The sequence below is a fragment of the Acinetobacter sp. CY81 genome (assembly GCF_059515925.1).
Genome location: NZ_JCAKNC010000007.1, coordinates 97,731 through 110,292 on the forward strand (window position 1 = coordinate 97,731; position 12,562 = coordinate 110,292).

15 protein-coding genes are annotated in these 12,562 nt (G+C 35.8%); 7 read left to right on the forward strand and 8 right to left on the reverse strand.

What is annotated here, in order from left to right; translation table 11 throughout:
* Nucleotides 1–8: 8 nt before the first annotated feature.
* Complete coding sequence (cydX, locus tag AC5YDM_RS09865) at nt 9–110, forward strand: cytochrome bd-I oxidase subunit CydX (RefSeq protein WP_496126733.1); 102 nt, start codon at nt 9–11, stop codon at nt 108–110.
* 3 nt (nt 111–113) lie between these two features.
* Complete coding sequence (locus AC5YDM_RS09870; protein WP_496151938.1) at nt 114–410, forward strand: cyd operon YbgE family protein; 297 nt, start codon at nt 114–116, stop codon at nt 408–410.
* A 108-nt stretch (nt 411–518) separates the two neighbouring features.
* Here the strand turns inward: AC5YDM_RS09870 and AC5YDM_RS09875 are convergent, their stop codons facing one another.
* The 5 genes from AC5YDM_RS09875 to ftsY all read right to left on the reverse strand — a co-directional run bounded on the left by AC5YDM_RS09875 (nt 519) and on the right by ftsY (nt 4,925).
* Nucleotides 519–1,064: a GNAT family N-acetyltransferase gene (locus AC5YDM_RS09875; RefSeq protein ID WP_496151939.1), complete on the reverse strand. Its 546-nt coding sequence runs from the start codon at nt 1,062–1,064 to the stop codon at nt 519–521.
* Between the two features lie 97 nt (nt 1,065–1,161).
* Nucleotides 1,162–1,878 carry a DUF2057 family protein gene (locus AC5YDM_RS09880; RefSeq protein ID WP_496151940.1) on the reverse strand — a complete coding sequence of 239 codons (717 nt, stop codon included), beginning with the start codon at nt 1,876–1,878 and terminating at the stop codon, nt 1,162–1,164.
* 174 nt (nt 1,879–2,052) lie between these two features.
* Complete coding sequence (locus AC5YDM_RS09885; RefSeq protein WP_496151941.1) at nt 2,053–2,646, reverse strand: nitroreductase family protein; 594 nt, start codon at nt 2,644–2,646, stop codon at nt 2,053–2,055.
* Nucleotides 2,647–2,874: 228 nt separating this feature from the next.
* The gene (locus tag AC5YDM_RS09890; RefSeq protein WP_496151942.1) at nt 2,875–3,564 is read right to left on the reverse strand and encodes a nitroreductase family protein; all 690 of its coding nucleotides are present in this window, start codon (nt 3,562–3,564) and stop codon (nt 2,875–2,877) included.
* A gap of 221 nt (nt 3,565–3,785) precedes the next feature.
* On the reverse strand, nt 3,786–4,925 hold the full coding sequence (ftsY, locus tag AC5YDM_RS09895) for a signal recognition particle-docking protein FtsY (protein ID WP_496151972.1): 1,140 nt from the start codon (nt 4,923–4,925) through the stop codon (nt 3,786–3,788).
* Between the two features lie 257 nt (nt 4,926–5,182).
* Here ftsY and AC5YDM_RS09900 point away from each other — a divergent pair, with 257 nt between their 5' ends.
* Nucleotides 5,183–6,505 carry a M16 family metallopeptidase gene (locus AC5YDM_RS09900; RefSeq protein ID WP_496151973.1) on the forward strand — a complete coding sequence of 441 codons (1,323 nt, stop codon included), beginning with the start codon at nt 5,183–5,185 and terminating at the stop codon, nt 6,503–6,505.
* A 163-nt stretch (nt 6,506–6,668) separates the two neighbouring features.
* Nucleotides 6,669–8,171, forward strand: a complete 1,503-nt coding sequence (locus tag AC5YDM_RS09905) for a M16 family metallopeptidase (RefSeq protein WP_496151943.1) — start codon at nt 6,669–6,671, stop codon at nt 8,169–8,171.
* Nucleotides 8,172–8,266: 95 nt separating this feature from the next.
* Here AC5YDM_RS09905 and AC5YDM_RS09910 read toward each other — a convergent pair whose 3' ends face one another.
* Nucleotides 8,267–8,590, reverse strand: a complete 324-nt coding sequence (locus tag AC5YDM_RS09910) for a hypothetical protein (RefSeq protein ID WP_496151944.1) — start codon at nt 8,588–8,590, stop codon at nt 8,267–8,269.
* Nucleotides 8,591–8,835: 245 nt separating this feature from the next.
* Entirely contained in the window at nt 8,836–9,195 is a 360-nt protein-coding gene (locus AC5YDM_RS09915) for a hypothetical protein (protein WP_496151945.1), read from the reverse strand.
* Nucleotides 9,196–9,613: 418 nt separating this feature from the next.
* Here AC5YDM_RS09915 and AC5YDM_RS09920 point away from each other — a divergent pair, with 418 nt between their 5' ends.
* From AC5YDM_RS09920 to AC5YDM_RS09930, 3 genes are all read left to right on the forward strand, one after another.
* A complete protein-coding gene (locus tag AC5YDM_RS09920; RefSeq protein WP_496151946.1) occupies nt 9,614–9,847 on the forward strand; it encodes a hypothetical protein in 234 nt (77 codons plus the stop codon).
* Nucleotides 9,848–10,038: 191 nt separating this feature from the next.
* Complete coding sequence (locus AC5YDM_RS09925) at nt 10,039–10,425, forward strand: DUF2750 domain-containing protein (RefSeq protein WP_496151947.1); 387 nt, start codon at nt 10,039–10,041, stop codon at nt 10,423–10,425.
* Nucleotides 10,426–10,592: 167 nt separating this feature from the next.
* Nucleotides 10,593–11,024: a CBS domain-containing protein gene (locus AC5YDM_RS09930; RefSeq protein ID WP_496151948.1), complete on the forward strand. Its 432-nt coding sequence runs from the start codon at nt 10,593–10,595 to the stop codon at nt 11,022–11,024.
* Nucleotides 11,025–11,077: 53 nt separating this feature from the next.
* Here AC5YDM_RS09930 and AC5YDM_RS09935 read toward each other — a convergent pair whose 3' ends face one another.
* Nucleotides 11,078–12,547, reverse strand: coding sequence for a molybdopterin-binding domain-containing protein (locus tag AC5YDM_RS09935; RefSeq protein ID WP_496151949.1), 1,470 nt, complete (start codon nt 12,545–12,547; stop codon nt 11,078–11,080).
* Nucleotides 12,548–12,562: the final 15 nt, after the last annotated feature.

The window sequence follows — 12,562 nt, forward strand, 5'->3', positions numbered from 1 at the left end:
GAAATTTTATGTGGTATTTCGCTTGGATTCTCGGTGTTCTGATGGCGTGCTTTGCAGGTGTCATTGCTGCAATTTACATGGAACAACATCAAGATTTAGATGAGGAATAAAAAATGTCAGAAGTAGCGGTGTCAAAAGATTTTAAAAAGCCAAATACAATAGCAATGACCATTTCATTTCTGTTGGCATTGCCACTTACTGCAGTTTTACTTCTCCACCCTGCCATGATGCTCGATGCTGAAGGAAACTACAGTCACCGTGCAATGATGTACATCATGATCGGTATTTCAGGTGGTTTCATTCATGGCGTAGGTTTTATTCCAAGATTTTGGTTATGGAAATGGTTATTTAGCCCATTTGTGGCATGGCCATTGATGATCCTTGGTTATTACACTTGGTTTGTCAAATAGCCAATTTATTTCCTTGATCAAACTAAAGCCCTCTTGAAAGAGGGCTTTTTATATCTAGATTTTAAATATATTCGTAGATTAATTGCTAAAAATATAAAAATGAATTGCTTAGGCTATTTTAGTCAATTTTAATAGCTTTAATTCGATCAACGGCGTTCCCACATTCAAGTCTGTAGGATAGTCAGCAACAACATCAGTTTTGGCATAACCATGACGCGTGTAGAATTCGATTAACTCTGAACGAGCATCCAACACCCACATCACTAATTGCTTTAAATCAGGTTTCATCTTTACAGCATAAGTTTCTGCTGCATTTAAAACCTGTGCGCCATAACCTAGATTTTGCCAGTCTGGTGCAATACAGAACGTCCCTATTTCCACATCTTGTTGTTGCGATTCAATTACAATACATCCGATGATTACATCCTTCATTTGATGGTGAATCTCGACGACTAAAAAAATGCTATGAAATGACTTTTGATTATGTTGCTGAATAAGTGACTCTAATTGAGCATGATCAATTCGATCACCATCGACAAGTTCCGACTCGTTGGTCCAACTATTTTGGTGCTGATCTCGATAAGCTGAATTAATCATTTTGATTAATTCAGCAATATCATGCCGTTCTGCCAATCTAAACTTAGGCTTTAACATATTATTTTTGATTGTGATTTATACAAATTTCAATATAACTGAATCAAATCATCAAGAATACTTTTGAGTTCTCTATTTGAGACTCTCAGTGTAGATGTTATTGCTCCGCCAACCATGTCATAAATTTCTGTCTTTCAGCTTTTGATGCATTCTGCCACAGCTGAATCATATGTTGATCGACAGATTGTACATTAGCTAGTTGAGTTGACGTTTGTTTAACTGCTATTTGAGCAGTTACAGGTTGAGCCCCTGTTGATGATTGAGTTTTTACAGTTTGACGAGTGACTACGGATGAATCATTAGTCGGTGTAGCCTGAGCTTGAGTTAAATCTACAGAATCACTAAATAGCCCACCAAGTATCGAATTTCTTGGCTGATTGGACATTTTCAACTCTTGAACAACTTGCTGATTATTTTGATCAAATAATGCAATCATCGGTTGTTCTGCATATTTTTTTGCATCGTCATGATCTTTTGGCGCATTAATCAATTTCAATACATAACGTTGATTATCTTGAATTTGAGGAACATCTAAACGCAAAACATCTGATTTCACAATATCATGACGATTGAGATTATCTTCAAAATAGGCTTGGTAGCGCACACTCAAACTCAATCTACCTGGATTAACTTTATATTCTTTTGATTTTTTTAATAAACTAGATTTTATCGCTTGATCGTTAATACCAACAATCACAATCTCGTCAGGTGCAGTAATCGTACTTGCTGCATATAAATTTTGGCTCAGTGAAGCAACCAAAGCTAAAGCATTGACTTTCACTAAACTTTTTACTGTTTTTTTTGCTGAGTTCATATCTGTTCTATTAAACAATTCAATTTGTTAGCACTATGCTACGAATTGATGACACTTTCATGACGATTTAAAAAGCTGTTTCTTTTACCCTGTGTCAAAACAGCAAAAAAATGAGTCAAAAAAAAGGATGCATATGCATCCTTTCTTATTTTTCGAAACTGATCAATATGATGATTAGTTAAACGTTTTAAAACGAACAGCATCATCAATATATGTTTTTTCGCCCGCTCCAGCTTCAATTGAACCTAAAACAAGTTGTGCACGTAATTTCCAGTTTGCAGGAATATCAAATGTTGAAGCAACTTCTTCATCTACGATTGGATTGTAATGCTGTAATGACGCACCAATATTATGTTCTGCTAAAGCAGTCCACACCGCAAACTGAGCAATTGCTGTTGAATGCTCTGACCACACTGGGAAGTTATCTGCATATAAAGCAAATTGTTCTTGAAGAGATTTAACAACATCTTGATCTTCATAGAACAAAACAGTTGCATGACCCGCTTTAAAGCTTGCAATTTTACCGCTTGTCCCCTCAAACGCAGCAGCCGGCACAATTTTACGTAAAGTTTCTAATACGATATCCCAAAATTGATCATGTGATTGACCAAATAAAGTCACAACACGAGAAGTTTGTGAGTTAAATGAAGATGGGCTTTGTTTAACAGCTTCTTGAATCACTGATTCAATTTTTGAATTTTCTAAAGTTACATTTTTACCAATGGCATAGATGGTACGACGTTGTTTGATTTGATCTAAAAATGACATGGGTGTTTCCTTATTTTTGATAATTGGTCAATTCAATAAACACATCATATTGAGATTTAAATAAAACGTCAGCACATTCTTTATAACAATGTGTTCTAAATTTAGAACATGAACGTAAAAACCGAAGCTTATGCCTCGGTTTTGGATCTATTTCAATGATTTCTAGCCATCATTTCAATGTCTATGCTTATCTATCATTTAAAGTTTTAAACCACTGAAGATAACGTATTACAGCGTATTAAAAACCTTAAACATGGTTTCATCTTCTTCTTGCTCTTTATCTTTTGGACTTTCGTGAGTTGATCCAAACGTCAACTGCGCTTTAAATTCCCACGATTCAGGTAAGCTCAGCATTTTTATGGTTTGTTCATTAATGGCTGGATTATAATGATGTAAAGACGCACCTAATCCTACACTTGAGATTGCCGTCCACACTGCGAATTGTGCCATGCCTGAAGTTTGCTCTGACCACAATACAAAATCATGCGCCTGTAGCGGTTTTTTCTTTTGCAATGCACTAATCACATCTTGGTCTTCAAAAAACAATACTGTTCCAAATGCATCGGTACAGCTTTCAATTTTGAGAATGGCACTTTCCGCAATATGCGCAGGCAAAATCTGTTTTTGTACCTCTTTCACCATATGCCAAAATTTGAAATGCGCATCATCTGTCAAAATAACCACACGTACACTTTGAGAGTTTAAAGCCGAAGGACAGCAACGAACTGCTTCTTTAATTAAGTTGTTTAAATACGTTCGGCTAAAAATCACTTTTTTACCTAAACGATTAAAAGTACGGCGTTGTTTCATGAAGTGAAGTAAGTCTTTATCATGAATCGCACTCTCATTTTTTTTCTGGCGTGATTCACCCATGATATCGGTGGTTAATACTTTACCTAGACGTGTCAATATTGCCATATCACTTCCCCAAAACAAAAAAATAAGACACTAATAATTGGTCTCATTTTAATCTGAATCCCTTTATTTATCAGGTTTCAAGGCGGAAATTTGGTTGTTATTAAAACGATTAAACCACTAAAAACAAAAAAACCTTACATTTAGTAAGGTTTTTGAGATTTTGGACTCTAAATCAACTTTTACACACTCTTTCTATTTAAAGAATATCGTGAGAATAAATGTTATTTATCAGTTTCAAATAATGCTGCTACAAATGATTTTGCTGAGAATGGACGTAAGTCATCAATCTTCTCACCCACACCAATAAATCGAATTGGCACATGCGTACGACTGGCAATATTAAACAATACTCCACCTTTTGCCGTACCATCCAATTTAGTAATCGTTAAACCTGTCAGACCCACTGCTTCATCGAACATTTCAACTTGGTTGATCGCATTTTGCCCTGTGCCTGCATCAACCACGAGCATCACTTCATGAGGCGCAGTCGCATCAATTTTTTGCATTACACGTTTAACTTTGGTCAACTCTTGCATCAAATGACCTTTGTTATGCAAACGACCAGCTGTATCAGCAATCAACACATCAACGCCTTTGGCACGGGCACTTTCAAATGCATCAAAAATAACCGAAGCACTGTCCGCACCATGACCCTGAGCAACGACAGCAATGTTATTACGCTCACCCCAAATTTGAAGTTGTTCAGTCGCTGCTGCACGGAATGTATCGCCCGCAGCAAGCATCACCTTCTTACCTTCGCCTTGTAAACGTTTCGCAAGTTTACCAATGGTTGTCGTTTTACCTACACCGTTTACACCCACCACTAAAATCACGTAAGGACTTTTCGCTGGATCAATATGCAGTGGCTTAACTCGAGGTGCAAGTAAAGCAACCAACTCTTCCTGTAAAGCTTTATAAAGTGAATGTGAATAAATCAAATCGCCACGTGCTGTACGTTCAGTTAAGTTGGTAATAATCGTTTTAGTCGCTTCTACACCAATATCTGCAACCAAAAGCTGTTCTTCAACTTCTTCCAAAAGTTCATCGTCAATCTCTTTCCCGCCGATCAGAATGTTCACCATTCCATCCGCTAAGTTTTTACGAGATTTACTTAAACCCTCTTTCATTCGACTGAAGAAACCACCTTTTTTAGGTTCATCATCTTGAATGTTTTGAGTGTCATTGCTTTGTGAAATTGAACCACTTTGTTCAATTGAAGTGCTCTGTGCAGAAGTCTGTGTAGCTGAAGCTACTTTATTATTTTCAATAATAGGCACATTAACGGCGGGCAAACTCGGTAAAGTGACATCATCATCACCGATATCCGCATCAATCAAGAATTTATTTTGCTGTTCTTGCATGCCGATTCCTTGAAAAGCATAGCGATTAAAAGAATGAAGTTTAGCATAAAATACATTGATTTCTTGCTGTAATGACACTTTTAAACGTGCAAACCAAAATGCAACAAGACCCACTTGCAATAGTGCTCATATTTTTTAAAAATAGTCTAAAATTAATGCGTTTTGGAGAATTTGTGGGTATTTTAAAATCTCAAAAAACATTTTTTTATTCAGAATACGCCACACACTGTACAAGTTTATTACTCAAGCTCTGCTTAATCTCTAGTGCCCTAATCATATCAACCCACACCACAGCACAGAGTCAATCAAATGTCTCGCGTAGCACAGTTGAATCGACGCTTTCTAATGGTCTACGTGTCATTATTCGTGAAGACCATCGCGCTCCAATCGTACTCAGTCAAATTTGGTATGCGGTTGGCAGTGCCGATGAATCAGGCAATGTTCTTGGAATATCACACGTCCTAGAACACATGATGTTTAAAGGCACACAAAAAGTACCCAACGATGAATTCACTCGACTCAGTCGAAATTTTGGTGGAAGTATCAACGCATTCACTTCAACCAATTACACCAATTATTATCAGCTCTATCCAAAGCAATATTTTCCACTTGCATTAGAACTTGAAGCAGATCGTATGCATAATTTAATGCTACGACAGCAGGATTTTGAACCTGAAATCAAAGTCGTCATGGAAGAACGGCGTCAACGCACAGATGATAATCCACGGAATCTTGCTTTTGAGCGATTTAAATGGATTGCTTATCCCACCAGTCATTACCGCCAACCTGTGATTGGGTTAATGAAAAATTTAAACAATATTCAACTTCAAGACCTCAAAGACTGGTATCAACGTTGGTACACGCCAAATAACGCGACTTTAGTGATTGTCGGTGACGTCAATCCTGAAGCCACGTTAAAACAAGTCGAAAAATACTTTGGTGCGCTTCCTAAACGAGATTTACCACAACGGAATGACGTACTTGAATTTGATCGACTCGGTTATCGCCAATTAGAAATGAATATGCCTGTTCAAATCCCTAATTTATATATGGCATGGAACGTTAAATCTTTAAATACATCCAAAAATCCTCAAGATGCGTATGCACTGACTATCATCCAATCTTTATTGGATGGTGGAATTTCTTCCAGACTGCAAGACCGTTTGGTTCGTGATCGTAAAGTATTGACTTCGATTAATGTCAGCTATGACCCTTATAATCGTGGAGATAGCTTATTTATTATTTCTGCGATCCCTGCTGAAAATGTCAGTTTAGAAACCGCACAAAAAAATGTTCAAGCTGAAATGGATCTCTTTAAAACTGAACTGGTCAATGTCGCTGAACTTGATGGTGTAAAATCCAATTTCGTATCTAATTTGGTTTACAGCCAAGACGACATCGCAGGTCAAGCCAAAATGATCGGTCAATTGGCTGTGAATGGCATTGATTATCGACTACTCGATCAATTACCTAAACATTACCAAACCGTAACTTCAGAAGACTTAAAACGAATTGCTAATATTTATTTTGTTCGTGAAAACTTAAGCGTGCTTCATCTGATGCCTGAATCAGCCCAATAAATGTGAATGTAAATATAAATGTAGATTCAAGCTGATGAATGAGGCTTAAATCAATACCATGCTTAAATTAGAAAATTGAAATAACAAAGCGAAGAATAATGTTGAACAAATCGCTTTTAAACACGGCTTATAAGCCATAAATTATGACTCATCAGGATATTCAATGAACACTCAAAAGCTCTCTCTTATCTTACGAATCAGTCTGAGTACTTTGATTTTGAGTACATTTAGTCACATGAGTCATGCAGATATTGAACAGATCAGTGAGGAATCATTAACCCCTGATTTTAGCCCTATTCGCTCACTTAAAAATTTACAAAGTTTAAAAAACTTAAAAGCGCGACAAGAAACTCAAACTCCATTCGTACAAGAACTGAATAATGCACTCAAAGTCAGAACTTTATTTGTAGAAACGCATGATCTTCCAATCGTTGATATACAACTCACGTTCAACGCAGGTTCAGCGCAAGATGAGACTTTGGGTCAAGGTTTATTTGGCACAGCCAACATGGCGGCTAAACTCATGCTTGAAGGCACTGATCAATATACTGCCAAACAAATTAACAATACCTTTGAAAGCCTTGGTGCAAAGGTCAATGTCAGTGCACATCGAGATATGTTTATTGTCAGATTACGCGTATTGTCTGAACCTGAAAAACTAAATGCTGCACTCAGTTTACTTTTGCACGTAATTCAAAAATCGAACTTTAATCATTCAGGACTCAATTTAGTCATTAGCAACACTAAACTCGGTCAAAAACAAGTTCAAGAAAATCCAAGCCGATTGATGAATATTCGATTTTATCGAGCTCTCTATGGTCAACACCCCTATGCGGAACCTAGTGTCGGAACACACGCAAGTATTCGTAAGATTAGTCCTGAATTATTACAGCAGTTCCGCAATCAACTGCTTGTCGCTCAAAACTCAAATATTGCAATCACTGGCGATCTAAGTGCATCTCAAGCCACAAAAATTTCAAATCTCATCGCTCAAGCACTCCCCCAAGGTCGTGCTGCTCAAGCCATTGCAGAACCGATCGAGTCAAACGATTTTAATATTTCATTTATTCCCCACCAATCTAGCCAAGCCTATATCACCATGGGACATTTAGGGATTTCTAGAAACCATCCAGATCGTGTAGCACTTGAGGTCGCAAATCGTATTTTTGGTGGCAGTAGTTTCAACTCAATTCTATCTAAAGAATTACGCGTAAAACGTGGTTTAACCTATAGTGCCTCTAGCATGCTCACCACGACACAGGTTGCAGGTGTTTTTAGTTTAAGCTATTCGACACAACAAGATAAATTGATGGAAAGTATCCAAGTTGCCCATCAAAGTCTTGCAAACTTTATAACTCAACCCATCACACAGCAACAGCTCAATGAAACTAAAGAAGGTATGCTCTATGCCTATCCTATGACATTTAGCAGTAATGCCAATATCAACGCACAAATCGCTGCAATTGCTTTTTATGGACTACCTACGGATTATCTAAATATTTACCAAAAGAAAATAAATAGCTTAAGCTTGAATCAACTTCAATCTGCGATTAAAAAACATCTACATGCAGATAAATTAACCATTGTGATCGTGGCAAACACCTTAGATCAAGATGAGTTGAAGAAGACGCTCAATCAAAACCTAAATCCAAATACGACACAATAATATATTTTCATGTATAACTAAATTGATTCATCTATATGGTTAATTTAAATACAATTCACGTATTTGATAACAGCATATCTGAATAGCAAAGTGAATTATTCATCATCCTGAGCTTCAGCAGGATATGTTTGAATTCGTGAAGACTCATAGTGCTGTGCATGCATTAGACGATAAAAATCAACCACGCAGATTTTATCTTGCATTAGCATCTGATGTGCCATATTTTGAGTTTCAGGAAATGACTGCTGAATTGCAAGCTTTTGAATTTTAAAATATTGTTCAGAGCTAACAGGATAACGCGCAGCAAAAAAAGAAATGGCGATAACCACTAAAATAATGCTAAAAATGACCGCATTTAATGCATGTTCAGGCTGAACTTTTAATTTTAAACGTTGAAAATAATCTTTGATATGGAGCATGTACTACCTCTAATTCAAAGTAGTTTAATCATGCTAACCGAAAAAAAAAAGCTTTAACCGTAAACGAATGTCGTTATGAGTAAAGTATTTGGCTTTATTTCAAATTATTATCAATCTTCATGCTGAAATTCATCTCGTGATTCAATTCAGTTTATTTGATAATGAATGAAAGATAAGCTTTTAAAAAAATGCAAAAAACAGAATGAGATAAAGAGCTTATCTCATTCTCTATATCTGATTTTAATCTAATTCACCATAGAACGAATCACAGCAAAGTATAAAATTAATGCAATGATGCCTAACGCTAAGAAAATCGTAAATACACTTAAACCACCTTCAGAATGTGGCGGATGTAACTCGTCATCATCAGCGATCCGTTTCAGTTCACCATCATAATATTGATAAAAGGTGGCTTTCTGTTCAGGCGGAAGCTCTCTGGCGAAATCTAAAATACGCTTACGCTGTGAAAGGCAGTATTTTCCCAAGTGAATTTCTTGATGAAAAATCGCATCATCCAGTTGTTTTCGGTGAAATTGAGCCAATGCAATCACTTGAGATTGTACTGGTGGAACATCCAAATTAAATCCATCTATTGTATGTGTCATTTCATACGCTCCTTTTCCCTGTTACTACATCATAAACCTTCATGATCATGTTTAAAATTTATACATCTTATTAAATATGTATACAAATATTATTTTCAATTAGTTGACAAGTGAACTGATTTGTAATATTAGTTTAACAATACTTCTTTATATTGATTTTTAGACCAACAGGTCAAAAGCGGTAAAACATGGTTCAAGTGAACGATGTTTAGATGTGTAGGTAGGCGGAGATATAAGCAATTAAAGTTATAACGATTGTTGTAATGAGTAAAGTGAGTGTTGGCGTAAATTGAAGACTATTCGTAAAGTAATAAACTGGTAAATCAAGCAAAGTTGTAAGAATCGAACGTTTTAAAATGTAGGCAAGCGTTCAAACTAAGTAGTAAGACATATCATAATTAGAAAATAGGAGTTTAATATGATTAAACAATTCTCTCAGCAAGATCTAGAGCATCTATATGCGAATGCTGTAAATACAATCCAATTTGAAATGAACTTTTCAAATGCTATTGATGAATTAGAGCATGCTGCACGTGCAGGTCATGGTAAAGCAGCTATGTTCCTTGCAGAACTATACATCCAAGGTTTCCGTGTAGAACGTGATTCACTGAAAGCACAATATTGGCAACAAATGGCCACCATGCAAGCATAATGAAACGTCACCTAGGTGGCGTTTTTTTATACCCTCTTTTATTGTTATTAATTGTTCCAAATATCCCCTTATCAGCTTAATTGCTTTTTTCGAATAATAATTACTTACGATTAAATATGCTATTGCAACTAAACTTTAAGAAATAGGCATTAAGATAATCATGACCACTTTAATCGATCTAATTTAAGAACATGAAAAAATATATAAAGCTTAACCCTGTAGCTAAAGATTATATTTTGAAAATTTCGATACTCAAGACCATGATGTACTGTGGCGTATTATGGGGACTTTACAATCCACAAGTCCAAGGTTGGGCGATTAAACAAGATCAGAAAGAATATATTTTTCCTTTTTGGCTCAGCTCTTTACATGCTTATCAATATGCAAAAAAGCACTGGCCTCATTATGTGCCCAAGAAAATCACACCTACTGACTTCGAAGATTCGCTATTGCCAACATTAACGCGCTTTAAGGTGTCTCCAACCTTATTTAGTCAAAAATCCAAGCGTTTTAAACTCACCACTGAACATATGCGATTTTTCTTTTTTGACCACTCCGTTCAAATAAATGCGATTTAATTCATGTTAATTTGCTTGTATATTCAATGATGACATTGAGTCACCGAGTATCTGCCGACAGCTGATCTAGTTTTGCCTATGAATAACGTCAAATATTATTTATTGCATTTCAGCGATATTCAGTTTATTAAAAAGATAAGTAGAACATAAAGACAAGTGAGGGAATCATGACAACAGTAGCCCAAGTTCTTCAAGAAAAAGTCAGCATAGAAACTTCAACCATTTCACCTACAGCGACGGTACTCGAAGCGATTACTCTTATGGGAAATAAAGGGATTGGAGCAGTCATCGTGACAAACGCTGACAAGGTTGTGGGTATTTTGTCTGAACGTGACTACACACGTAAAATTGCATTGATGCAACGAACTTCAGATCACACCACTGTAGCTGAAATTATGACTTCTCAAGTACTTTCTGTGACGCGAACTCATACAGTAGATGAGTGCTTGGCTTTAATGACTGACAAGCATATACGCCATTTACCTGTCATTGAAAACGACAGCTTAGTGGGCATTGTTTCTATTGGTGATTTGGTTAAAGCGACCATGGAAGATCAACGAAAGTTAATTGATCAGTTACAACAATATATTTCTGGTTGATTTTAATACACAGTAAAGCCCCAACTAGGGCTTTACTGATACATTCCTGCAAACTATATTTCTAAGTAATAAATATAATCACCAGCTTTTAAATTTAAACTTTCTTTTTTCGAAGTTCGCCAAATCGGAATGAAACAATTACAATCCTGCATAAAACTAATTTGATCTGGATTAGGATCTTTTATATTTAAAATACTAATTTGAGGCATATTATAAAGCTTGGCTTTAGTCGGTAAATTTTGATCAAAACCACTTGCCTTTGATGTTAATTGATCATCATTAAAAAAATGATACTGCCCCCAAAGTACTTTAGTATCTTGTAATAAATCAAAATCCTTAGTCAATTGACCTATTTTCCATTCAGGTAAACTAGGCTGTCCATATAAACGTCGACTAATACTCGATTTAACATAGAGATTCATATTTATGATCACTTCGAGAATATAACCCAGTACATAGCTAATAATCGTTTCTTTGTCATGCTGTAATGATTTGATTCCTATTTGTCTCCCATTATCATCAAATACCTTAACTGATTCGACCTTTGATGGTCCATGCCTACTGGCTAAATGATAATATGATGGAGGACTGACGTAGCCATCTCGAGATAATAGACTCCCTAAAGACTCGTTAAACTTTCGAAAAGAGCCTAAAATTTTATTAAAGCCACAATTTGCAAAATCACTTTGCATTGTTAAACCACAAGCAACAATATAATCATACTCTTTAATAATACGATCTTTTTCCTTTTGAAATTCAATAAAATCAGTTGAAATACTTGAGGAATTCTCTGCTTTTGCACTATGGTATGGTTTAAGCTTAATAACTTCATATTCATACCCCCAACTATCCAAACAATCTTTTATATAATCGAATTCTAAATTAAAATTTAAATATTCGAGTTCATATCCTAAATATAAAATGACTATTTTAATATTTTTATAAACGACAACTTGAGTTATACCGGCCTGTTTCAGCAAAGCTTTTTTTGATTTGCTAATAATGTCATATTTTTTTAAAAGCAACTGACCTTTCTTGTAATGTGCACCAATTTGAATTAAACCACTACCTTGTTTAATATTGTGGGCACCTTGAGGTTTGATTTTTCTTAAAGTTGGGGCTAAAGACCATTGTAAATACTCATCAGTAGGAATAACTGTATTTGCTATCGAACCTACTTTTCTAAATGCACTGATAGGGTATGCATATTCTTTTTCTGATTTCAATACATAAGGGTCTTCCCCAGAAATAAGGCGCCCAACAGTTTCCATCCCCTCTAGATCAATCTGCCGAAATTGATCAAGCGATGTAATATCAGCATGAATATTCATCATATATCCATCACATGCGGCTTGTTCTGTTTCAGGATAATCTAACTTTGAGTATACATCCTCAGCAAGTTTTCGGCCCACACTATCATTTAAACTAATAATTTCTGCCTCATTGAACTTAGGATAAGCACGATTGATATTATGAGAATTTTCAGAGAAATACGTAATCTCTCCACTATTAATAATATTCATATTTCTAGTTCTACT